The sequence below is a fragment of the Pseudomonas fluorescens genome (assembly GCF_004683905.1).
Taxonomy (GTDB): domain Bacteria; phylum Pseudomonadota; class Gammaproteobacteria; order Pseudomonadales; family Pseudomonadaceae; genus Aquipseudomonas; species Aquipseudomonas putida_A.
The window spans coordinates 5,064,480-5,087,149 of the sequence record NZ_CP038438.1 but is presented as its reverse complement, the minus strand read 5'-3'; the positions used below and the strand labels follow the sequence as shown (position 1 = coordinate 5,087,149).

Sequence of the window (22,670 nt, the reverse complement as noted above, 5' to 3'; positions counted from 1 at the left end):
GAATACCTGAAGTGGCCGGGCCAGAGCGGCGGCTTTTGTAACGGCTCAGTGGAGTGATCGATAGGAGTAAAAGCCCGGCGGGATTATTTTTGACTGGCCGGTCTCAAACGCTCTTCAGAAAAGTTTTCCAAGGCCGATGGTTAAGCTGCATCCCGCTTTCTACCCTGCCTATCGGTATTTCCCCATGTTCAACAAACGCCTCAAGCAAGAGCTGGCTACGCTTCGTGAAGAACTCTCCAGCCTGCTGCAGGTGAAGGAAAGCCTGGAAAGCGAGATGCTGGTGCTGACTCTGGAACCTGATGGCCGGATTCAGTCGGTCAATCAGAACTTCCTTGGCGAGATGCTCTACAAGAGCCAGGATCTGGTGGGGCGCGCCATTGAAGATATCGTTCCGGCGCACGTGAAGGCCGACGACTTTCATCACCGTTTCAAGGCCGCACTCACCCGTGGCGAGCATTTCGCCGGAGCCGTGCGCCTGTTGCGTGGTAATGGCGAAGAGGCGTGGCTGCGCTCCATCGTGCAGCCGGTGCGCTCTTCGGACGGGCGGATCAAGCATTTCTCGATCTTCTCCAGCGACCTGACCCGCACCATTGAAGCCTCCCGCGAACACGAAAACCTGATCGGCGCGCTGGTGCGTTCGACGGCTGTGATCGAGTTCGACCTCAATGGCAACGTGCTCAATGCCAACGAGCGCTTTCTGCATGGCATGGGTTACAGCCTGGCGCAGATCAAAGGCAAACATCACCGGATGTTCTGTACGCCCGAGGAGTACAACAGCGCCGAGTACCAGAATTTCTGGCGTCGCCTGAACAACGGCGAGTTTGTCGCCAACCGCTTCAAGCGGGTCGACAGCCATGGTCGTACGGTGTGGCTGGAGGCGTCCTACAACCCGGTGGTCGATGCCAACAACAAACTGTACAAAGTGGTGAAATTCGCCACGGTGATCACCGATCAGGTCAATCGCGAACAAGCGGTAGCCGACGCGGCCAGCATTGCCTACAGCACTTCGCAGCAAACCGACAGCACCGCTCAACGTGGCACTACGGTGGTCACCGAGGCAGTGAATGTGATGCGTGATCTGTCGCGCCACATGCAGGCGGCTGGTGAGGGCATCGAGGCACTGAACGAGCAGTCGCAGGTGATCGGTACCATCGTCAAAACCATCAGCGGCATTGCCGAACAGACCAACCTGCTGGCGCTCAACGCCGCCATCGAAGCGGCTCGTGCCGGCGAACAGGGCCGGGGCTTTGCGGTGGTTGCCGACGAAGTGCGGCAACTGGCCTCGCGCACCAGTCAGGCGACCGAAGAGATCGTCACTGTGGTGCGACAGAATCAGGAGATGGCGCGCAACGCCGTGGCGCTGATGACCGATGGCAAGCTTCAGGCTGAACAGGGCCTGGCACTGGCGGCGGAAGCGGGCACGGTGATCGTCGAGATCCAGGACGGCGCGCAGAAAGTGGTGGATGCGGTCGGCCAGTTTGCCAATCAACTGTCTAACTGACCTGTACTAAACCCTGTAGGAGTGAGCCTGCTCGCGATCGCAATAGATCAATCAACATGGATGTTGAATGTCAGACAGTTATCGCGAGCAGGCTCACTCCTACAGGTGCAGGTGGCGCTACAATCGGCTCTTTTCCCCGGAGCAGATCCCCATGAGTGCCTCCCACCGCCGCCCGGTGCCCTTGAACAAAGCCTATCGTCTGCTCAATCACGGGCCGACCGTGCTGGTCAGCGCTGCCCATGACGGCCAGCGCAACATCATGGCCGCCGCGTGGGCGATGCCGCTGGATTTCGAACCGCCGAAAGTCGCCGTCGTCCTCGACAAGTCCACCTGGACCCGCCAGTTGCTCGAAGCCTCCGGCACTTTTGTGCTCAACGTGCCGTGCGTCAATCAGGCTGACATCGTGCAAACCGTCGGCAATACCTCGGGTCTGGAAATCCAGCAGAATCAGGGGCAGGACAAGTTTCAGGCTTATGGCCTGCAAACCTTCGCTGGTGAAACCGTCGAGGCGCCTCTGCTCGAAGGCTGCGTGGCCTGGCTCGAATGCCGCTTGCTGCCGGAGCCGCACAATCACGAGCAGTACGACCTGTTCCTCGCCGAAGTCATCGCCGCCCAGGCGGATGAACGGGTGTTCAGCGACGGGCGCTGGCATTTCGACGGGCATGATGGCTTGCGCACGCTGCACCACGTGGCCGGCGGGCATTTCCTGACGATTGGCGATGCGGTGGACGGTAAAATCCTGCCGGTTTGATTAGCTAGCCTCTTGCGGCAGAGGAGCACAATTTACAAGGCACAAAAAAGGCTTACCTCGCGGTAAGCCTTTTGTTTTTTCCTGCGTAATCTCAATCCCCCAACGCTTCCCCTTCACGCCGCGGATCCGCGCCACCCTCCAACGACGCTTTACCCTGCGCATCCTTGACCCGCACGATCGCCTGGGTGCCGCTGGTCATGTCGATTTCATTCACAACATGTCCCTTGTCCTTCAGCGCTTGAATCAGCGCCGGGCTGAACTGGCCTTGTTCCAGTTCGGTCGGGCCGTTGCGGCTGCCGAAGTTGGGCAGGCTGATGGCGCTTTGCGGGTCGAGGTTCCAGTCGAGCAGGCCGAGGGTGGTCTTGGCCACGTATTCGATGATCTGCGAACCGCCCGGCGAGCCGACGCTGGCGAGGAATTCGCCGCTGTTGCGGTCGAAGATCAGCGTCGGCGCCATCGACGAGCGTGGGCGTTTGCCGGGTTCGACGCGGTTGGCGACTTTCTGCCCGTGCTCTTCGGGGATGAACGAGAAGTCGGTCATCTGGTTGTTCAGCAAAAAGCCCTGCACCATCAGGTGCGAGCCGAATGCCGCTTCGATGGTGGTGGTCATCGACACCGCGCCGCCCAGATCATCCACGGCAACGACTTGCGAGGTGGAGATGCGCAGCGGCGAGCGATCCGGGGCGTAGGCCACTTGCACGCCCGGCGGGGTGCCCGGTTGGGCGCTGCCCATGCTGCGTTCGCCGATCAGGCTGGCGCGGCTGGCCAGATAACCAGGGTCGACCAGGCCTTTGATCGGCACCGGAACGAAATCGGTGTCGGCGACGTATTGCGCACGGTCGGCGTAGGCCAGGCGTTCGGCTTCGGCGATCAGGTGCACGGCTTGTGGTGCCGGTTCGATGCCGGCGGGTTTGTCGGTTTTCAGCGGTTTGAGCGGTGTCAGCGACAGACGCGGGTCGCGGCTTTCCAGCGCCTGCAAGGTGCCGAGAATCTGCGCCACGGCGATCCCGCCCGACGACGGCGGCGGCATGCCGCAGACCTGCCAGCGCTTGTAGTCGGTGCACAGCGGTGCGCGTTCCTTGGCCTGATAGCGCTGAAGATCATTCAGCGACAGGCTGCCGGGATTGGCGTGGCCCTGCACCTTGGCGACGATCTCCTCGGCAATCGGACCTTTGTACAGCGCGTCCGGGCCTTCGTTGGCGATGCGCTTGAGCACGGCGGCCAATGCCGGATTCTGCAGACGGGTGCCGATGGCTTTGACGCTGCCGTCGCGGTTGAGGAAGTAGGCGGCCATGTCCGGCGATTTACGGATCACCGGGTCGGATTCCAGCAGCGAATGCAGACGCGGTGAAATCGCAAAGCCCTGCTCGGCGAGTTTGATCGCCGGCTCGAACAGCGTGGCCCACGGCAGGCGACCGTGTTGTTTGTGCGCCATTTCCAGCGCACGCAGCACGCCCGGAGTACCCACCGAGCGCCCGCCGATCTGCGCCTGCGGGAACGGCATCGGTTTGCCGTCGGCCTGCAGGAACAGCTTCTCGGTGGCACCCGCCGGGGCGGTTTCGCGTCCGTCGTAGGTGCGCACCTGTTTGCCGTCCCACAACACGATCATCGCACCGCCACCGATCCCGGAGGATTGCGGTTCTACCAGGGTCAGCACTGCTTGCATGGCAATCGCCGCATCAATCGCCGAACCACCTTTGCGCAGCATCTCGCGCCCGGCCTCGGCGGCCAGCGGATTGGCGGCAGCGGCCATGTGTTTACTGGCGTGGCGAGTCTGAAGATCGGTGCGGTAACCGGAAGCGGCTTCCGGCGCCAGCGGCAAGGTCGAGGAGGGCGGGGCGTTGCACGCGGTGAGGGTCAGGGCGCTGATGATCAGCGTCAGGGCAGGCAGGCGAAAGCGGCTCAGGGGCAGGGCTGGAAACACGTGGGGCTCTCCGTCCGTGGGGTGAAAGGTCTGACGGACTTTATCGACCGATCGGTCGCGACGCAAACCGGTGGGCATTTTTGTCTTTCTTTTCCGGGCGGATATTCGCTAGGGTCAACGTCAAACTCATCGAACTGAAACAAAGCCCCTGTGGGAGCGAGCTTGCTCGCGAATGCGGCGTGTCAGGCAACCAAAATGTTGAATGCACAATGCTTTCGCGAGCAAGCTCGCTCCCACAAATACAAAACCAACAAGAGGCGACGCATGCACAGCGAGTTCCCCACCGAATCCAGCTACCGCGATCAACGTGAACGGTTTCTTGCCGCCGCCCAAGCTGCCGGAGCCACGCTCACCTCCTATGCCCATCCGCGCTGTGGCCCTTTCGGCGAACCGCTGAGCACCGATGTCGCGGTGCTCGGTAATCCGCAGGCAAAGCGCCGGCTGGTGGCGCTCAGCGGCACTCACGGAGTTGAGGGCTATTACGGTTCGGATTGCCAGATCGACTGGCTGAAGACTTTCGTGCCGGGCTCGCTGCCCAAGGATGTCGCGGTAGTGATGATTCACCTGATCAACCCCTGGGGTACGGCGTGGCGGCGGCGGGTCAACGAAGACAATATCGACCTCAACCGCAATCACCTGGATTTCACCGCCCCGCTACCGGACAACCGCGCCTACGCCGCGCTGCACGAGATCTACGCCTGTACCGATTTGCACGGCCCCGAGCGTAAGCGCACCGATGCCTTGCTCGAAGCGCAGATTGCCGAACACGGCTGGCCGGCGGTGATGTCGATTGTCGAGGGCGGTCAGCATAGCCATCCCGATGGACTGTTCTATGGCGGCCGCGCGCCGAGCTGGTCGAATCGCACGTTGCATCAGATCATCGACGCGCATCTGGCAGGCGCGCAAACCGTGATGTGTTTCGACCTGCACACCGGCGCCGGCGAATACGGTCATCCGATGTTGCTGACCATCACCCAGGCGCCTTACCCGGCGTTGGCGCAAGCACAGTCGATCTACGGCCCATGGTTGTACACCTTGCACACCGGCGCCGAAACGTTGAGCGAAACCGGAGTCGCAGCGACGGCTACCGGCTACACCTCACAGGCATTGCTCAATGCGTTGCCGGGCGTGCAACTGATGCCGTTCGTGATCGAATGCGGAACGTATCCGGGGCCGGAGGTGCATCGTTATTTGCGCGATGATCACTGGTTGCATCTGCATGGCGATCCGCTGGATGCGACGGGGCGGGCGATCAAGTTGAAACTGCTGGAGCAGTTCTATCCGGCCGATCCGGATTGGCGGGCGATGGTCGGGTTGCGCACTCGGCAGATCTGGGCGAAGGGGCTGATAGCCTTGTCGGCAGAGCAGACCTGAATAGGTCGGGCCTGGCATTGTGGCGAGGAGATCAATCTCCTCACCACAGATGACGGTTTTCTCGAGGCATAAAAAAACGGCCTACCTTTCGGTAAGCCGTTTTTAGTACTTGGTGGCTACACAGGGACTTGAACCCCGGACCCCAGCATTATGAATGCTATGCTCTAACCAACTGAGCTATGTAGCCAAGTGGCGCGCATTATTCCCCTGAAATGGAAAAGCGTCAAGCGTAAATTTAAAATATTTCTTCTTATTTTCAACCGCTTATCCTCCGACCCCGGAAATCGGGGTCGGGCAGGGCGTCAACGCAGCTGGAATCTCGCGGTATTGGCGCTCAACGCATGGCTGCCTTGGCTCAGCGTGTCCGCTGCGAGGTTCACCGCCCGCGCACCTTCAAGCAAACGCATCGCCGCCTGATCGACCTGCTGGATATTGCCGCTGACTTCATCGGCGGTGCTCGCCTGTTCCTCAACGGCGGTGGCGATCTGCGCCAAAGTGTCAGTGACACTTTGCACCGCGCTGGCGATTTCACCAAGACGTTCACCGAGGCCGGTCACGGCTGCGGCATCTGATTGTGCCTGGCCGCATGCGGCTTCCATCAGACTCACCGCTTCGTTGACCGTGGCGCGCAAGCTGTCGACGGTGCCGGCGATCTGCGCGGTCGACGATTGCGTGCGCTGCGACAGGCTGCGCACTTCATCGGCGACCACGGCAAACCCGCGCCCTTGTTCGCCGGCGCGTGCCGCCTCGATCGCAGCATTGAGCGCCAACAGATTGGTCTGCTCGGCGACGCCACGAATGGTGTCGACCACCAGTTGAATCTGCTGGCCCTGTTCGCTGACTCGACCGAGTGCCGCTGCGGTTTCGTTGAGGCGTTGATTGAGCTGCTGAATGCTCGCCGTGGTGCGCTGGCTGTCGCGGCTGCTGTCGGCGGCGATGCGCCGGGTGTGCTGGGCGCTGCCGGACGCCTGTTCGCAACTCTGCGCCACACCTTGCGAAGTGGCGGCCAGTTGCGTGGCAGCGGCGGCGATCTGGCTGATCTGCAACTGTTGTGCTTCGACTTCGCTCAGCGCGCCGCTGGAATGATCGTTGAGGCTGCGCACCGCGTGGCTCAGTTGTGAGGTTTCGTGATCGACCCCGAGCATGCTGGCGCGCAGTTGCACCACCGCGACGTTGAGCGCGGTGCTGATCGCCGCCAGCTCATCGCGGCCCACCACCGGCACTTGCAGGCTGAGATTGCCGTCACGCAGGGCCTCGGCCAGCAGGGTAATGCCGCTGGCGCTGCGGCGTATCGAAGCCTGCAGGCAGACGAACAGGTACAGCGCCGCCAGCAACAGGCAACCGAACACGGCGGCGACCACGATGAACTGGCGAATCGCCGAGGCGTGGTAAGCGTCCAGGCGCTGATCCAGTGACAGCAGTGATTGCTGGCGCAACGACGCGAGATCACCCAGCAGAGCATCGAGGCTGCGTTCGAAGTCTTCAGGCTTGAGGGTAATGCTGCCGCCGAACACGCCGTCATCCAGCACCTTCAGCCCAGCGTCCAGACGCTTGAGGCTGTCGTGGTATTGACCGGCCCAGGTTTGCAGATCGCTCGGCAGGCGCGCTTCGAGCAGGCCTGCCGTTTTGACAAGCTGCTCGCGGGCGTCGCCGATGCGGCCGCGCAGGTCGCGTAGCTGCAAGCGACTTTGAAGGGTGAATTGTCCTGAGACCACCGAAGCCTGGCCGACGGCGGCGAGGCGACCCACACGCTCGATCAGATCCGGTGCGTGTTGCGTGGAGATCTGCGTCAGCAGATAGGTTTCCAGCCATGGCGCCAACGTCAGGCGGTTGTCCATGACGATCTGCTCGCGCAAGGCTTGCAGGGCGCTGAGGGCGTTGGTGAAACGATCGTAACCGTCCGGCCACCAACCGACGCTGCTCAGGCTTTTCGAATCCAGACCACCGAGCGCGGTTTGCAGGGCTTGATAGCGGGCGAGGGTTTCGCCTTCGGCACCTTCATTTTTCAGCGCGTTGCCCAAATCGCTGGTGGCTTGCTGGACGGCTGGTTGCACCGCGTCAAACGCTGCCATGGCAGCGAGGGTGGCCGGGGTTGGCTGGCGATTGGTTTCGGTGGCGCGCCAACGGGCGGCGCGGTCACGCTGGGCGGCGAGCAGGTTGTCCAGCGCATCAAGGCTGAGCAACTGGCGTACGCCGGCGCGTTCGCCGGAAATCAGATTGAGCTTGTCGCGATAGTCCTGGCCGATCATCAACAGGCTGCCGGCCAACGGCAGAATGAACAGCAGAAACAACAGCTGGAATTTACGCGCGAATCCAAACCGCCCCAGCAATTTGATCCCCGGTGACAAGAAAGCCTGCATGCCTCATGACTCCTCTGGACACCACGCACCATTGGCGTGCATCACGGTCGTGCGACCTCGATGTCGTGCCCTGCTAAAAGGCCCCGAAAGTTCACTCTCGCCCGCTCTGTAGGCCGGCTCTGTAGCGAAACTTCCCATTCTCGGAGGCCTTTGTAAGGCCGCCGCGTTCGAGGGGAGAAGCAAGGCAAGATTCAGACCATGGCGTTGCGCTATCACCTATCCCATGTAGGAGCTGCCGAAGGCTGCGATCTTTTGATCTTTGTTTTTAAGATCAAGATCAAAAGATCGCAGCCTTCGGCAGCTCCTACAGAGATTGGTCTGTTATTCGGTTGATTAGTTAGCTGGCTAAGGGGATGGCGCTGGCGCACCGAAAAATGGCACATTGACGCACCTGCCTGCGTGCACCCATCTGCTGTACGGAAACTTTCATGGCTATCAGCAACGTTCAGACCGCCGCTGCCTCGGCGTCCGCTCCTCCGCAAAGCAGCCCGTTGGTGATGCGTATCATCGGCGCGGTGGCGCTAGCGCATTTGATCAACGACCTGATTCAGTCGGTGCTGCCGTCGATTTATCCGATGCTCAAAGCCAACTATGGCTTGAGCTTCACCCAGGTCGGCCTGATCACGCTGACCTTCCAGTTGACCGCGTCGCTGTTGCAGCCGTGGGTCGGTTATCACACTGATCGCCATCCGAAACCGTGGCTGTTGCCGGCGGGTTCGATTTGCACGCTGATTGGCATCGTGATGATGTCGGTGGTCGGCAGTTTTCCATTGATTCTGCTGGCAGCGGCGCTGATCGGTATCGGTTCCTCGACCTTTCACCCCGAGGCGTCACGGATTGCCCGGCTGGCCTCGGGCGGACGCTTTGGTCTGGCGCAATCGACCTTTCAGGTCGGCGGTAACGCCGGTTCCGCGTTCGGCCCATTACTGGCAGCGGCGATCATTATTCCGTTCGGTCAGGGCAACGTGGCGTGGTTCGGTCTGTTCGCGGTGTTTGCGCTGTTCGTGCTGTATCGCATCAGCCGCTGGTACGCCCATCACCTGAACCTGTTCAAGCTCAAGGCCGGGCAGGCGGTGACTCACGGGTTGTCGAAGGGCAGGGTGATCAGTGCGCTGGTGGTGTTGGGGCTGTTGGTGTTTTCCAAGTATTTCTACATGGCCAGCCTCACCAGCTATTTCACCTTTTACCTGATCGAGAAGTTCGACCTGTCGGTGGCCAGTTCACAGCTGCACCTGTTCCTGTTTCTCGGCGCGGTGGCGGCGGGGACGTTCTTTGGCGGGCCGATCGGCGACAAGATCGGGCGTAAGGCGGTGATCTGGTTTTCGATTCTCGGCGTGGCGCCGTTCACCTTGCTGATGCCGCACGTCGATCTGTTCTGGACCACTGTCCTCAGCGTGGTGATCGGCTTCATTCTCGCCTCGGCGTTCTCGGCGATTGTGGTTTACGCGCAGGAACTGGTGCCGGGCAATGTCGGGATGATCGCCGGGGTGTTCTTCGGCTTGATGTTTGGTTTCGGCGGGATTGGTGCGGCGCTGCTGGGGCATCTGGCGGATGTGCACGGGATCGAGTACGTGTATTTCCTGTGCTCTTTTTTGCCGTTGTTTGGCGTGCTGGCGATCTTCCTGCCGCGCACCAAAAAAACCTGACCTGCACAGTTCAAACTGTGGGAGCGGGCTTGCTCGCGAAGGCGGTGTATCAGTCGATATTAATGTGGCTGACACACCGCTTTCGCGAGCAAGCCCGCTCCCACAGGGTATTGCTGGTGTTGCATACAAATCTGTCAGGCACAAAAAAGCCGCGTATCAAACGCGGCTTTTTCTTGGGCGTGTCGCTTACACGTTGAAACGGAAGTGCATTACGTCGCCGTCTTTGACGATGTAGTCCTTGCCTTCCAGGCGCCATTTACCGGCTTCCTTGGTACCGGCTTCGCCCTTGTACTGGATGAAGTCGTTGTAGGCGATCACTTCGGCGCGGATGAAGCCTTTCTCGAAGTCGGTGTGGATCACGCCAGCAGCTTGTGGTGCAGTGGCACCGACGCGGACGGTCCAGGCGCGGACTTCTTCGACACCGGCGGTGAAGTAGGTCTGCAGGTGCAGCATTTCGTAGCCGGCGCGGATCACGCGGTTCAGGCCAGGCTCTTCCAGGCCCAGGGCCTCGAGGAACATGTCTTTCTCTTCGCCGTCATCGAGCTCGGCGATTTCCGCTTCGATCTTGTTGCACACCGGAACGACCATGGCGCCTTCTTCTTCGGCGATGGCCTTGACCACGTCCAGGTGCGGGTTGTTCTCGAAACCGTCTTCAGCGACGTTGGCGATGTACATGACCGGTTTGGTGGTCAGCAGGTGGAAGCCCTTGATCACCGACTTTTCGTCAGCGCTCATGTTCTTCATCAGGCTGCGCGCAGGCTTGGCCTCGGTGAAGTGCGCGATCAGTTGCTCAAGCAGAGCTTTCTGAACGACTGCGTCCTTGTCACCGCCCTTGGCGTTGCGCGCGACTTTCTGCAGTTGCTTCTCGCAGCTGTCGAGGTCGGCGAAGATCAGTTCCAGGTCGATGATTTCGATGTCGCGCTTCGGGTCGACGCTGTTGGAAACGTGGATCACGTTGTCGTCTTCGAAGCAGCGCACCACGTGAGCGATGGCGTCGGTTTCGCGGATGTTGGCCAGGAACTTGTTGCCCAGACCTTCACCTTTCGAGGCACCGGCCACCAGGCCTGCGATGTCGACGAATTCCATGGTGGTCGGCAGGATGCGCTTCGGATTGACAATGGCCGCCAGGGCTTCCAGACGTGGATCCGGCATCGGCACGATGCCGCTGTTCGGCTCGATGGTGCAGAAGGGGAAGTTCTCGGCCGCGATACCGGATTTGGTCAGGGCGTTGAACAGGGTGGACTTGCCGACGTTAGGCAGGCCGACGATGCCGCAATTGAATCCCATGGTGTTTCCCCTCGGATTAGAGTCAGGCCTTCTGGCTGTGCAGGTTTTTCATCGCGCGGTTCCATTCACCGGCGAGGATATCCGGCAGCACGCCGAGGGCAAAGTCGATGCTGGCATCGAGTTTTTCCTGTTCGGCGCGTGGCGCACGACCCAGGACGAAATTTGAAACCATACTGGCGACGCCCGGGTGGCCGATGCCAAGCCGCAGGCGGTAGAAAGTATTCTGATTGCCCAGTTGCGCAATGATGTCGCGCAACCCGTTGTGACCGCCATGGCCGCCGCCCTGTTTGAGCTTGGCGACGCCCGGAGGCAGGTCGAGTTCGTCGTGCGCCACCAGGATTTCTTCAGGCTTGATGCGGAAGAAACCGGCGAGTGCCGCCACGGCCTGGCCGCTGCGGTTCATGTAGGTGGTGGGAATCAGCAGACGAACATCCTGACCCTGATGCGAGTAGCGCCCGGTCAGGCCGAAATATTTGCGATCGGCCACAAGGTTCACACCTTGCGCGGCAGCGATGCGCTCAACAAAAAGGGCCCCTGCGTTATGCCGGGTCTGTTCGTATTCAGCGCCTGGATTTCCCAGGCCAACGATCAGTTTGATGGCAGTCACGATAGGGGCCCTTCCTTGGAGTGGTGGATAACATCGCCGCAAGCAGTGAAGGCGGCGAAAGTGGACGAAAATTGCTCATTTACCATGAATGTAAACTCCGCGTTCTCGCCCGCTTTCTCGCTACGTTCCAGTCCGCGATGTTTCACTCACTCCGACGAACAGAGTGAAATTACTCTGCTGCGCCTTCTTCGGTAGCTTCTGGAGCAACACGTGGAGCGTGGACGTTGGCTACTGCCTTGTCATCGCCGTGTGCCAGAGCAACGAACTCGACACCTTTAGGAGCTTTGAGGTCCGACAGGTGAACGATGGTGCCGATTTCAGCGTCAGCCAGGTCGACTTCGATGAACTCAGGCAGGTCTTTTGGCAGGCAGGAAACTTCGATCTCGGCAACAACGTGCGAGATTTCGCCGCCTTTCTTCACTGGAGCAGCTTCGTTGATGAAGTGCACAGGAACGATAGCGGTCAGTTTCTGGCCAGCTACAACGCGTACGAAGTCAGCGTGCATCACGTGGCCTTTGGCCGGGTGACGTTGCAGGGCTTTGATGACGACGTTTTGTTTCTTGCCACCAACGTTCAGCTCAATGATGTGGCTGTAAGCCGCTTCGTTTTCGAGCAGTTTGGCAACTTCTTTGGCCAGCATGCTGATGGATTCAGGGGCTTTGTCGCCACCGTAAACAACAGCTGGAACCAGAGCGGCGAGACGACGCAGGCGGCGGCTCGCACCTTTCCCCAGGTCGGAACGCACTTCAGCATTCAGAGTAAAATCGTTCATTTTGTATCTCCAAAATAGCCATGACCGAGTGGCGTTTGCGACCAGCGCCAAACACGGTATGGGCAAAAAAGCCCCGCCCCGACAGGAATGCCGGGGCGGGGCGCTTTTCGTCAACGAGACATTTCGAGAAGGGCAGGGCCCTTAACGGAACATCGCGCTGATCGATTCTTCATTGCTGATGCGGCGAACCGCTTCGGCAACAACCGGTGCGATATCCAGTTGACGGATACGTGCACAGGCTTGTGCTGCAGCGGACAGCGGGATGGTGTTAGTCACCACCAGCTCGTCCAGCACGGAATTTTCGATATTCTCGATGGCCCGACCCGACAGCACAGGGTGTGTGCAGTAGGCAAAGACCTTGGCTGCGCCATGTTCTTTCAGGGCCTTGGCCGCGTGGCACAGAGTGCCGGCGGTATCGACCATGTCATCGACCAGAATGCAGGTACGCCCTTCGACATCACCGATGATATGCATCACTTCAGAGTGATTGGCTTTCTCACGGCGTTTGTCGATGATCCCGAGATCCACGCCCAGGGATTTGGCAACAGCCCGTGCACGCACGACGCCACCAATGTCCGGGGACACGATCATCAGGTTTTCGAAGCGCTGATCTTCAATGTCATCCACCAGAACCGGGGAGCCGTAGATGTTATCTACCGGAATATCGAAGAAGCCCTGAATCTGGTCAGCATGCAGATCAACCGTGAGAACACGGTCGATGCCGACTACGGTAAGCATGTCAGCAACGACTTTCGCGCTGATAGCCACACGTGCGGAACGCGGACGGCGATCCTGACGGGCATAACCAAAATAAGGAATAACAGCAGTAATACGAGTAGCCGAGGAGCGGCGGAAGGCATCAGCCATCACTACCAGTTCCATCAGGTTATCGTTGGTCGGAGCGCAAGTCGGCTGAATAATGAAAACGTCTTTACCGCGAACGTTTTCATTGATCTCGGCAGTAATTTCGCCGTCGGAGAATTTACCGACAGAGATGTCACCGAGAGGGATATGCAGCTGACGTACAACACGCCGAGCCAGATCGGGGTTAGCGTTCCCCGTAAAGACCATCATCTTGGACACGCGCAGTACCTAGAGGCTGAGGGTAACCTGGATGAGTATAGAAAATGGCAGGGGCGGCTGGATTCGAACCAACGCATGGCAGGATCAAAACCTGCTGCCTTACCGCTTGGCGACGCCCCTGTATCTGTTGCTTCAAGTGCCTTGCACTTGATTCCTTTTAGAGCAGACTTTGCAGCTTGCGATGCAACATCGAAACGTTGCTTCCTTTCGCTACAAACCCTGTAAGGGTCTCTGTCAGAAGGGCCGAGACTTTATCAGCTTCAGCTTTGCTTGGGAAGCCCCCAAACACACAACTTCCAGTTCCGGTGAGTTTTGCTTCGGTAAATTTACCTAACAAATCCAATGCGTTACGTACTTCTGGATAACGCCTTGCAACCACCGGCAAGCAGTCATTTCGACTGTTTCCCTCGGGAACGGGGCGCACTTTAATGGGCGGCGTGTTACGTGTCAACAAAGGATCGGAAAAAATTTCTGCCGTACTTACAGAGACTTGCGGCACAAGCACCAGATACCACGGTTCTTCGGGGTCGACCGGGGTCAGTTTCTCGCCCACGCCTTCGGCAAAAGCTGCATGGCCACGGACGAAAACCGGCACGTCTGCACCGAGCGAAAGGCCCAGTGCCGCGAGGCGATCTTCATCCCAGCCCAGTTGCCACAAGTGATTGAGGCCGAGCAGGGTGGTCGCCGCATTCGAGCTGCCGCCACCGATCCCGCCGCCCATGGGCAGCACCTTGTCGATCCAGATGTCGATGCCGAGTGTGCAGCCTGACTGTTGCTGAAGCATTTTCGCCGCGCGCACGATCAGGTTGCTGTCGTGGGGCACGCCAGCGAATTCGGTGTGCAGATGAATCACGCCGTCATCGCGCACGGCGAAGGTGATTTCGTCGCCGTAATCGACGAACTGAAACAGCGTCTGCAGTTCGTGATAGCCGTCTGCCCGGCGACCGAGAATGTGCAGCATCAGGTTGAGCTTGGCCGGCGATGGCAGCGTCAGACGTGGAGCGGTCATGCGTTATTGCCCCAATTTGCGCGGTTGCCAGGTCTTGATTACCAGCGTCACGTCCAGATCGGTGCCGTGCAGCTTGATCCGCTCGGGCAGCCAGTAACCGTTTTGCTCGGCGTAGCTGAGGTACTCGACCTTCCAGCCGTCCTGTTCCAGATTGGCCAGGCGACTGTCGTTATCGAGGGTCAGACGGCTTTTGCTGCTGGGGGCCGGCAGGCCACGGACCCACCAGGCCAGATTCGACACCGGTAGCTTCCAGCCGAGTTGCTCTTCGAGCAGCGCTTCCGGTGACTCGGAGTCATAGCGGCCCTGATTGGCGACTTCCAGCGAAACCTTGCCCGGGCGCCCGGTCAGACGTGCCGCGCCACGACCCAGCGGGCCGGACAGGCGAATGTCGTAGTAGTCCTGGCGTTGCAGCCAGAACAGCGTGCCGCTACCGGAATCTTTCGGTGCGCGAATGCCGATCTTGCCGTCGATCTGCCAGCCGTCGAGGCCGGTCAGCTGTTGTTTGTTCGCGGCCCACTGAGCCGGACTGCCGTGGCCCTCGACCGATTCGCGAGCGCCGAAGCCCGCGCAACCGGCGAGCAGGGCGATGAAGCTGAAAACAATAACGTGGCGCAAAAACATGAGTTAAAGAGTCTCGGATCCGGTCAGGCGCTTGATGGTGCTGCGCAGGATGGTGCTGTCGGGCTGATCTTTGAGGTACTTGCCCCAGACTTGCTTGGCCTCGCGCTGATTGCCCTTGACCCACAGAACTTCGCCCAGGTGCGCGGCGACTTCGTGGTCCGGGAAACGCTCGAGCGCCTGACGCAGATATTTTTCGGCGTCGTCCAGATTGCCCATGCGGAAATTCACCCAGCCGAGGCTGTCGAGTACCGCCGGGTCTTCCGGATTGATCTGGTGCGCCTGTTCGATCAGGGCCTTGGCTTCAGCGTAGCGGGTGGTGCGATCGGACAGGGTATAGCCCAGCGCATTGAGCGCCATGGCGTTGTCCGGGTCGCGCTTGATGATCAGGCGCAGGTCTTTTTCCATCTGTGCCAGATCATTGCGTTTTTCCGCGAGCATGGCCCGGGTGTAGAGCAGATTCAGATCGTCCGGGTATTGCTGCAAGGCTTTATCCAGCGTTTTCCAGGCCTTGTCGTCCTGTTTGTTGGCCGACAGGGTTTCGGATTCGATCAGATACAGCTGGATCGCGTAATCCGGCTGGGCATCGCGTTCGGCGGCGAGTTTGCTCTGGGCTTCGGCGGTCTTGCCGTTGTTCATCAGAATATCGGCCTGACGCAGTTGCGCCGGCAGATAGTCATTGCCCGGGCCGACCTGCGCGTATTCGATCAGCGCGCCCTGCGGGTCGTTGCGTTCTTCGGCGATGCGACCGAGGTTCAGGTGCGCCGAGTCAACGTGGCTTTCCCGGGCGATCAGGTCTTCCAGGTAACCCTTGGCCTCGTCCCAGGCCTTGGCTTCCAGGCACACCAGTGCCAGCGAATAACGCAGTTCGTCGTCTTCCGGGTATTGCTGAACGAGGGTGGAGAACTCGACCTTGGCGTCATCCATCCGGTCCTGTTCAACCAGCGTGCGCGCATAAGTCAGGCGCAGGCGTTTGTCGTCCGGGTATTTCTTGATGCTTTTCCGCAACAGCGGCAGGGCTTCGTCGCCACGATTCATGGTTTGCAGCAGACGCGCGCGCAGCAGGATCGGCGCAATCTCGCCTTCTTCCGGCGGGTTGTCTTCGAGCAGGGTCAGAGCGGCTTTATTGTCGCCGTCCTGTTGCAGCAGCAGGGCCTTGCCGAAAATCAGCTGGCTGTTCTTCGGGTGGCGCTGCAGCAGACGGTCGAAACTTTTCATCAGGCCGTTGCGGGTTTCCTGATCGGTATCGGCGGCCGATAGCGCGAGGAAGTCGAAATGTGTGTCGCCCTTGCCCTGCAGGACTTTCTCCATATAGACCATGGAGTCGTCGTAACGCCCGGCGCGAGCCAGTTGCACGGCGGCGGCGCGTTGCGCTTCAAGGTCGTCCGGGGCGTTTTTTGCCCAGATCAGTGCGGTGTCCAGCGCAGGCTGGTCGGCACCGAGATATTCGGCGATGCGGAACGCGCGCTCGGAAACCCCCGGGTCCTGAGTATTGATCGCCTGGGTCACGTAGTTGTCCAGGGCAATGTCGAACCGATTGCGCTGGCCGGCGAGTTCGGCGCTCAGCAGGCTGAAAACGGTTTCCTCGCTGAACGAGCTGTAAACCTTGGGTTTTTCAGGCGGGGACGCGGTGTCTTCGACCGGCGGGGTACCGTCCGGCGAAACGGGTGCCATGGCCTGGCAGCCGCTGAGGAAGACAAAAGCAAGGAGCAACGCGGAAGATCTATTCATATAGGAAGAGGACGACTAACCTGCGGTCGGATCATCATGACACAAGCCTTCGGCCAAACATAACCGAGTCTCGAATGTGGCCTTTATAGTGGCCGACAATTGGGACAATAGTCAGCGGTAGTTGTTCTGAATCTGACGAAGTAGGACAATTGCCGGCTTCACGTCACCATCAGCGACCTTGAATGGCCTTCCTTGCACTCGGTATTAACCACAAGACTGCTTCAGTAGACGTCCGCGAGCGCGTGGCCTTTACCCCTGAGCAGCTGGTGGAGGCCTTGCAGCAGCTCTGCCGACTCACCGACAGCCGCGAAGCTGCGATCCTCTCCACCTGCAATCGCAGTGAGCTTTATATAGAACAGGATCAGGTTTCGGCTGATCTGGTTCTGCGCTGGCTGGCCGATTATCACCATTTAAGCCTCGATGAGCTGCGCGCGAGTGCTTATGTGCATGAAGATGATGCGGCAGTTCGTCACATGATGCGCGTCGCCTCCGGGCTCGACTCGCTGGTGCTGGGCGAACCGCAGATTCTCGGCCAGATGAAATCGGCCTACGCTGTGGCGCGTGAGGCCGGGACCATCGGCCCGCTGCTGGGGCGGCTGTTTCAAGCGACATTCAATGCCGCCAAGCAAGTGCGTACCGACACCGCCATCGGCGAAAACCCGGTGTCCGTGGCGTTTGCCGCCGTCAGCCTGGCCAAACAGATTTTCAGCGATCTGCAACGCAGCCAGGCCTTGCTGATCGGCGCTGGCGAGACCATCACTCTGGTCGCCCGCCATTTGCATGAGCTGGGGGTCAAGCGCATCGTGGTCGCCAACCGCACGCTGGAACGTGCCAGCCTGCTGGCCGAGCAGTTCGGCGCGCACGCGGTGCTGCTCTCGGACATTCCGGCGGAACTGGTGCGCAGCGATATCGTGATCAGTTCGACCGCCAGCCAGTTGCCCATCCTCGGCAAGGGCGCGGTGGAAAGCGCGCTGAAGCAGCGCAAGCACAAACCGATCTTCATGGTCGACATCGCCGTACCCCGCGACATCGAGCCGGAAGTCGGCGAACTCGACGACGTTTACCTGTACAGCGTCGATGATCTGCACGAAGTGGTCGCCGAGAACCTCAAGAGTCGTCAGGGTGCAGCCCAGGCGGCGGAAGAGATGGTCTCGGTCGGCGCCGACGATTTCATGGTGCGTCTGCGTGAGCTGGCGGCGGTCGATGTGCTCAAGGCTTATCGGCAACAAAGCGAACGCCTGCGCGACGAGGAGCTGCAAAAAGCCCTGCGTCTGCTGGCCAACGGCGGCAACGCCGAAGATGTGCTCGGGCAACTGGCCCGCGGCCTGACCAATAAACTGTTGCATGCGCCCAGCGTGCAATTGAAAAAGCTTTCTGCCGAAGGCCGCCTTGATGCGCTGGCCATGGCCCAGGAACTCTTTGCCCTCGAGGGCTCACCGGATAGTTTTTCGGATAAAAAACCGCAATGAAAGCGTCACTGCTCAACAAGCTGGACACCCTCCAGGACCGTTTCGAGGAACTGACCGCGCTGCTCGGCGACGGCGAAGTCATTGCCGATCAGGCCAAATTCCGCGCTTATTCCAAGGAATACGCCGAACTCGAGCCGGTGGTACAAGGCTATAAAAAGCTGCTCGGCGTACAAAGTGATCTTGAAGGCGCCCAGGCGCTGCTCAAGGACAGCGACCCGGACATGCGTGAAATGGCTGTGGAAGAAGTCCGCGAAGCCAAGGAATTGCTGATCAGGCTGGAAGATGATCTGCAGCGCATGTTGCTGCCCAAGGATCCCAATGACGGGCGTAACGTCTTTCTCGAAATTCGCGCCGGTACCGGTGGCGACGAGGCGGCGATCTTCTCCGGCGATCTGTTTCGCATGTACTCGCGTTACGCCGAACGACGTGGCTGGCGCGTGGAGATCCTTTCGGAAAACGAAGGCGAGCACGGTGGCTATAAAGAAGTCATCGCCCGCATTGAAGGCGACAACGTTTACGGCAAGCTGAAGTTCGAATCCGGCGCGCACCGCGTACAGCGTGTACCCGCTACCGAATCCCAGGGCCGTATCCACACCTCGGCCTGCACCGTGGCGGTGTTGCCCGAGCCGGACGAACGGGAAGCCATCGAGATCAACCCGGCGGATCTGCGTGTCGACACTTACCGCTCCTCCGGGGCCGGTGGTCAGCACGTCAACACCACCGACTCGGCGATCCGCATCACGCACATACCGACCGGCACCGTCGTCGAGTGTCAGGAAGAACGTTCCCAGCACAAGAACCGTGCCCGGGCGATGGCCTGGCTGTCGGCCAAACTCAACGATCAGCAAACCGCAGCGGCGGCGAATGCGATTGCCAGCGAGCGTAAGTTGCTGGTGGGTTCCGGTGATCGTTCCGAGCGCATTCGCACGTACAACTTTGCCCAGGGCCGGGTCACTGACCATCGCGTCAACCTGACCCTGTACTCCCTTGATGAAATCCTCGCCGGTGGCGTTGAAGCGGTGATCGAGCCTTTGCTGGCCGAATACCAGGCCGACCAACTTGCAGCGATAGGTGAATAAATGACCATCATCGCCAGTCTGTTGCGCGCTGCCGAATTGCCGGACTCGCCCACCGCGCGCCTGGATGCCGAATTGCTCCTGGCAGCGGCACTGGGCAAATCGCGAAGCTTCCTGCACACCTGGCCCGAGCGCATCGTACCCAGCGAAGCAGTGCTGATTTTTACCGAGTACCTGCAACGGCGTCGAAGTGGCGAGCCGGTGGCCTACATCCTTGGTCAGCAGGGTTTCTGGAAACTCGATCTGGAAGTCGCGCCGCACACGTTGATCCCGCGTCCGGACACCGAGTTGCTGGTCGAAGCCGCACTGGAACTGCTGGCGGCAACGCCGGCGAAAGTCCTCGATCTGGGCACCGGCAGCGGCGCGATTGCGTTGGCCCTGGCCAGCGAGCGTCCGGCGTGGAACGTCACGGCGGTGGATCGCGTGCTGGAAGCCGTGGCCCTCGCCGAACGCAATCGTCAGCGCCTGAACCTGAACAACGCTACGGTGCTGAGCAGCCACTGGTTCAGCGCCCTCGAAGGCCAACGTTTCAACCTGATCATCAGCAATCCGCCGTACATTGCGGCTGCCGATCCGCATCTGGTCGAGGGCGACGTGCGCTTCGAACCGGCCAGTGCGCTGGTGGCCGGTGTCGACGGGCTCGACGATCTGCGCCTGATTGTCGCGCAGGCTCCGGATCATCTGGAAGCCGGCGGCTGGCTGATGCTCGAACACGGCTATGATCAAGCCGAAGCCGTGCGTGATCTGTTGCTCACTCGCGGTTTTGAACAAGTCCACAGCCGCACCGATCTGGGCGGCCATCAACGGATCAGCCTGGGGCGTCTGCCGTGCTGAATGATCAGGAATTGCTGCGCTACAGCCGGCAGATTCTGCTGCAACACATCGACATCGACGGGCAACTGAAGCTGAAAAACAGCCGCGTGCTGATCGTCGGCCTCGGCGGTCTCGGCGCCCCGGTCGCGCTGTATCTCGCGGCGGCCGGTGTCGGTGAATTGCATCTGGCGGATTTCGACACGGTCGACCTGACCAACCTGCAGCGCCAGATCATTCATGACACCGACAGCGTCGGCATGAGCAAGGTCGACTCGGCGCTCAAGCGCCTGAGCGCGATCAATCCCGAGATTAAACTGGTGCCTCATCGTCAGGCGCTGGACGAGGATTCCCTGGCCGCCGCCGTGTCGGCGGTGGATCTGGTGCTCGACTGCTCCGATAACTTCTCCACCCGCGAGGCGGTCAACGCCGCGTGTGTGGCAGCGCGCAAACCGCTGGTCAGCGGCGCGGCGATTCGTCTGGAAGGGCAGTTGTCGGTGTTCGACCCGCGTCGCCCGGAAAGTCCGTGCTACCACTGTCTGTACGGGCATGGCAGCGAAGCCGAACTGACCTGCAGCGAGGCCGGTGTGGTCGGGCCGCTGGTGGGGCTGGTCGGCAGCCTGCAGGCGCTTGAAGCGTTGAAAGTGCTGGTCGGTTTTGGCGAACCGTTGGTGGGTCGTTTGCTGTTGATCGATGCCTTGGGTTCGCGCTTCCGTGAATTGCGGGTCAAGCGTGATCCGGGGTGCAGCGTCTGTGGTTCGCAGCATGCGTGAGGCGCCGATCGCGGTGTTCGATTCCGGTGTCGGCGGCTTGTCGGTACTGGCTGAAATCCAGCGTTTGCTGCCCCATGAATCACTGCTGTATTTCGCCGATTGCGGGCATATTCCCTACGGCGAGAAAACCCCGGAGTTCATCCGCCAGCGCTGCAATGTGATGGCCGGTTTTTTCCGTGAGCAGGGCGCCAAGGCCCTGGTGATCGCCTGCAACACGGCGACGGTGGCCGCTGTTGCCGATCTGCGCCGTGATTTCCCCGAATGGCCGATCGTTGGCATGGAGCCGGCGGTCAAACCCGCAGCTGCCGCCACCCGCAGCGGTGTGGTGGGCGTACTCGCCACCACCGGCACGTTGCAGAGTGCCAAGTTCGCCGCGTTGCTCGACCGCTTCGCCGCTGACGTTCGCGTCATCACCCAGCCGTGCCCCGGTCTGGTGGAACTGATTGAAAGCGGTGATCTGCACAGCGTCGAGTTGCGCAGCCTGCTTCAGCATTACGTCGAGCCGCTGCTGGCCAACGGTTGCGACACGATCATTCTTGGCTGCACTCACTATCCGTTTCTCAAGCCGCTGCTCAAGACGATGATTCCCGACAGCATCAGCCTGATTGACACTGGCGCAGCCGTAGCGCGGCAACTGCAACGGTTGCTGGCCGAACGTGATCTGCTCGCCGAAGGGCCGAACCGATCGGTCAGATTCTGGACCAGTGCCGACCCCGCGTTCTTCCGCAAGACCCTGCCCCTGTTGGGTCAGGTTGCCGGCGACGTCGAAAAATTCAGCTTGTAAAAAAAATGTGAAATAACTAGAAAAACAGCTGAACTTCTAATCAGGCGCTAGCTTCTATAGCGATGAGTTATCTAGAAAACCAAACGATCGTTCCGGAAAAGGAAGTTTCAAAGTGAAGCGACTATTCTGCTTGGCCGCGATTGCGGCCGCACTGATGGGGCAAAGTATTACCGCACAAGCCGCAGGCGTTGAGTTTGCAGTGGGTGCGACCAGCGATTCGACCATGACTTATCGCCTGGGCATGAATTTCGATTGGGACAAGAGCTGGCTGCAAAGTGACGTCGGTCGCCTGACCGGTTACTGGAGCGGCGCTTACACTTACTGGGAGGGTGACAAGACTTCCAGCAACAACAGCCTGTCGTTCTCCCCGGTATTCGTTTACGAGTTTGCCGGTCAGTCGGTCAAGCCGTACGTTGAGGCGGGTATTGGTGTCGCAGCGTTCTCCAACACCAAGTATGAAAGCAACAACATCGGCGGCTCTTTCCAGTTCGAAGACCGTATCGGTTTTGGTCTGCGCTTCAATGGCGGGCATGAAGTGGGGATTCGGGCGACGCACTATTCCAACGCCGGCCTGGCCAGCAGCAACGACGGTGTAGAAAGCTACGCGCTGCATTACACGATGCCGCTGTAACTGCAGCTTGCACAAATCTTTGTGGGAGCGGGCTTGCTCGCGAATGCGGTGTGTCAGTCGACAACACAATTGACTGACACACCGCATTCGCGAGCAAGCCCGCTCCCACATTGGTTTTGAGCTGCTGTTGAAATCAACGGTAAGCAGTGGCAATGCCTTTGCGTTCTTCAATGCACTCCGGTGCACCCATCTCGAATTCGCGACAGATCAGCGGGCGTTTCTCATAGATCGTGCACATCATGCTGTCGCGATCCAGCGCCGCGCACCAGCCGTCGTCCAGACGCAGCATCACTTCACCACCCCACTCATCAGTATCGATAAAGCGCTCAGGCACGCCGGTGTCGGTGATCAGCATCACTTCGAGCTGGCAACAGCACGCTGCGCAGGTCGAACAGGTGACCGCTGGCTCGGTGATTTGCTGGTGGGGAATGGTTTTCATGCTGCGCAGTGTAAGGCAGCCGCCG

At 60.0% G+C, this 22,670-nt stretch carries 20 protein-coding genes, 2 tRNA genes and 1 pseudogene; 11 read left to right on the top strand and 12 right to left on the bottom strand.

The window, feature by feature from the left end:
- Nucleotides 1-136: 136 nt before the first annotated feature.
- The 3 genes and pseudogenes from E4T63_RS29100 to E4T63_RS23435 form a co-directional block, all read left to right on the top strand.
- Nucleotides 137-913 (top strand): annotated as a pseudogene (locus tag E4T63_RS29100) (PAS domain-containing protein); the annotation flags it as partial.
- Nucleotides 893-1,501 (top strand): methyl-accepting chemotaxis protein, encoded by a 609-nt coding sequence (locus E4T63_RS29095; protein WP_372241231.1) that lies wholly within the window; start codon nucleotides 893-895, stop codon nucleotides 1,499-1,501. The pseudogene E4T63_RS29100 and the gene E4T63_RS29095, both read left to right, overlap by 21 nt.
- Nucleotides 1,502-1,652: 151 nt before the next feature.
- Nucleotides 1,653-2,252: a flavin reductase family protein gene (locus E4T63_RS23435; RefSeq protein WP_135296557.1), complete on the top strand. Its 600-nt coding sequence runs from the start codon at nucleotides 1,653-1,655 to the stop codon at nucleotides 2,250-2,252.
- 91 nt (nucleotides 2,253-2,343) lie between these two features.
- On the opposite strand, the gene ggt is transcribed toward E4T63_RS23435, so the two are convergent.
- Nucleotides 2,344-4,176 carry a gamma-glutamyltransferase gene (gene ggt, locus E4T63_RS23430; protein ID WP_135296556.1) on the bottom strand — a complete coding sequence of 611 codons (1,833 nt, stop codon included), beginning with the start codon at nucleotides 4,174-4,176 and terminating at the stop codon, nucleotides 2,344-2,346.
- 264 nt (nucleotides 4,177-4,440) lie between these two features.
- Here ggt and E4T63_RS23425 point away from each other — a divergent pair, with 264 nt between their 5' ends.
- Nucleotides 4,441-5,550: a DUF2817 domain-containing protein gene (locus E4T63_RS23425; RefSeq protein ID WP_135296555.1), complete on the top strand. Its 1,110-nt coding sequence runs from the start codon at nucleotides 4,441-4,443 to the stop codon at nucleotides 5,548-5,550.
- 110 nt (nucleotides 5,551-5,660) lie between these two features.
- Here E4T63_RS23425 and E4T63_RS23420 read toward each other — a convergent pair.
- Nucleotides 5,661-5,737, bottom strand: a tRNA-Met gene (locus E4T63_RS23420).
- A gap of 115 nt (nucleotides 5,738-5,852) precedes the next feature.
- A complete protein-coding gene (locus E4T63_RS23415; RefSeq protein WP_135296554.1) occupies nucleotides 5,853-7,910 on the bottom strand; it encodes a methyl-accepting chemotaxis protein in 2,058 nt (685 codons plus the stop codon).
- 428 nt (nucleotides 7,911-8,338) lie between these two features.
- On the opposite strand from E4T63_RS23415, the gene E4T63_RS23405 reads away from it, so the two are divergent.
- Nucleotides 8,339-9,556, top strand: coding sequence for an MFS transporter (locus E4T63_RS23405; protein ID WP_135296553.1), 1,218 nt, complete (start codon nucleotides 8,339-8,341; stop codon nucleotides 9,554-9,556).
- 186 nt (nucleotides 9,557-9,742) lie between these two features.
- Here the strand turns inward: E4T63_RS23405 and ychF are convergent, their stop codons facing one another.
- The 8 genes from ychF to E4T63_RS23365 all read right to left on the bottom strand — a co-directional run bounded on the left by ychF (nucleotide 9,743) and on the right by E4T63_RS23365 (nucleotide 16,663).
- On the bottom strand, nucleotides 9,743-10,843 hold the full coding sequence (gene ychF / locus E4T63_RS23400; protein WP_047599160.1) for a redox-regulated ATPase YchF: 1,101 nt from the start codon (nucleotides 10,841-10,843) through the stop codon (nucleotides 9,743-9,745).
- A gap of 22 nt (nucleotides 10,844-10,865) precedes the next feature.
- A complete protein-coding gene (gene pth / locus E4T63_RS23395) occupies nucleotides 10,866-11,450 on the bottom strand; it encodes an aminoacyl-tRNA hydrolase (protein ID WP_003228164.1) in 585 nt (194 codons plus the stop codon).
- A gap of 169 nt (nucleotides 11,451-11,619) precedes the next feature.
- A complete protein-coding gene (locus tag E4T63_RS23390) occupies nucleotides 11,620-12,222 on the bottom strand; it encodes a 50S ribosomal protein L25/general stress protein Ctc (RefSeq protein ID WP_095136806.1) in 603 nt (200 codons plus the stop codon).
- A 141-nt stretch (nucleotides 12,223-12,363) separates the two neighbouring features.
- Nucleotides 12,364-13,305, bottom strand: coding sequence for a ribose-phosphate pyrophosphokinase (locus E4T63_RS23385; protein ID WP_003171603.1), 942 nt, complete (start codon nucleotides 13,303-13,305; stop codon nucleotides 12,364-12,366).
- A gap of 45 nt (nucleotides 13,306-13,350) precedes the next feature.
- Nucleotides 13,351-13,425, bottom strand: a tRNA-Gln gene (locus E4T63_RS23380).
- A 37-nt stretch (nucleotides 13,426-13,462) separates the two neighbouring features.
- Complete coding sequence (gene ispE, locus E4T63_RS23375; RefSeq protein WP_027612238.1) at nucleotides 13,463-14,314, bottom strand: 4-(cytidine 5'-diphospho)-2-C-methyl-D-erythritol kinase; 852 nt, start codon at nucleotides 14,312-14,314, stop codon at nucleotides 13,463-13,465.
- A gap of 3 nt (nucleotides 14,315-14,317) precedes the next feature.
- A complete protein-coding gene (gene lolB / locus E4T63_RS23370) occupies nucleotides 14,318-14,935 on the bottom strand; it encodes a lipoprotein insertase outer membrane protein LolB (protein ID WP_095136807.1) in 618 nt (205 codons plus the stop codon).
- Between the two features lie 3 nt (nucleotides 14,936-14,938).
- The gene (locus E4T63_RS23365; RefSeq protein WP_098965585.1) at nucleotides 14,939-16,663 is read right to left on the bottom strand and encodes a tetratricopeptide repeat protein; all 1,725 of its coding nucleotides are present in this window, start codon (nucleotides 16,661-16,663) and stop codon (nucleotides 14,939-14,941) included.
- Nucleotides 16,664-16,845: 182 nt separating this feature from the next.
- On the opposite strand from E4T63_RS23365, the gene hemA reads away from it, so the two are divergent.
- The 6 genes from hemA to E4T63_RS23335 all read left to right on the top strand — a co-directional run bounded on the left by hemA (nucleotide 16,846) and on the right by E4T63_RS23335 (nucleotide 22,206).
- On the top strand, nucleotides 16,846-18,132 hold the full coding sequence (hemA, locus tag E4T63_RS23360) for a glutamyl-tRNA reductase (RefSeq protein ID WP_027612235.1): 1,287 nt from the start codon (nucleotides 16,846-16,848) through the stop codon (nucleotides 18,130-18,132).
- Nucleotides 18,129-19,211: a peptide chain release factor 1 gene (gene prfA / locus E4T63_RS23355; RefSeq protein ID WP_027612234.1), complete on the top strand. Its 1,083-nt coding sequence runs from the start codon at nucleotides 18,129-18,131 to the stop codon at nucleotides 19,209-19,211. The genes hemA and prfA overlap by 4 nt, the downstream gene beginning before the upstream one ends.
- On the top strand, nucleotides 19,212-20,042 hold the full coding sequence (gene prmC, locus E4T63_RS23350; protein ID WP_098965581.1) for a peptide chain release factor N(5)-glutamine methyltransferase: 831 nt from the start codon (nucleotides 19,212-19,214) through the stop codon (nucleotides 20,040-20,042). It abuts the gene before it with no gap.
- Nucleotides 20,036-20,791, top strand: a complete 756-nt coding sequence (locus E4T63_RS23345; RefSeq protein ID WP_098965579.1) for a molybdopterin-synthase adenylyltransferase MoeB — start codon at nucleotides 20,036-20,038, stop codon at nucleotides 20,789-20,791. Before prmC ends, E4T63_RS23345 begins: the two co-directional genes overlap by 7 nt.
- Entirely contained in the window at nucleotides 20,784-21,575 is a 792-nt protein-coding gene (gene murI / locus E4T63_RS23340; RefSeq protein ID WP_135296552.1) for a glutamate racemase, read from the top strand. The genes E4T63_RS23345 and murI overlap by 8 nt, the downstream gene beginning before the upstream one ends.
- Before the next feature lie 112 nt (nucleotides 21,576-21,687).
- Nucleotides 21,688-22,206, top strand: coding sequence for an acyloxyacyl hydrolase (locus tag E4T63_RS23335; RefSeq protein ID WP_027612230.1), 519 nt, complete (start codon nucleotides 21,688-21,690; stop codon nucleotides 22,204-22,206).
- A 133-nt stretch (nucleotides 22,207-22,339) separates the two neighbouring features.
- Here E4T63_RS23335 and E4T63_RS23325 read toward each other — a convergent pair whose 3' ends face one another.
- Complete coding sequence (locus E4T63_RS23325) at nucleotides 22,340-22,645, bottom strand: YkgJ family cysteine cluster protein (protein WP_007967664.1); 306 nt, start codon at nucleotides 22,643-22,645, stop codon at nucleotides 22,340-22,342.
- Nucleotides 22,646-22,670: the final 25 nt, after the last annotated feature.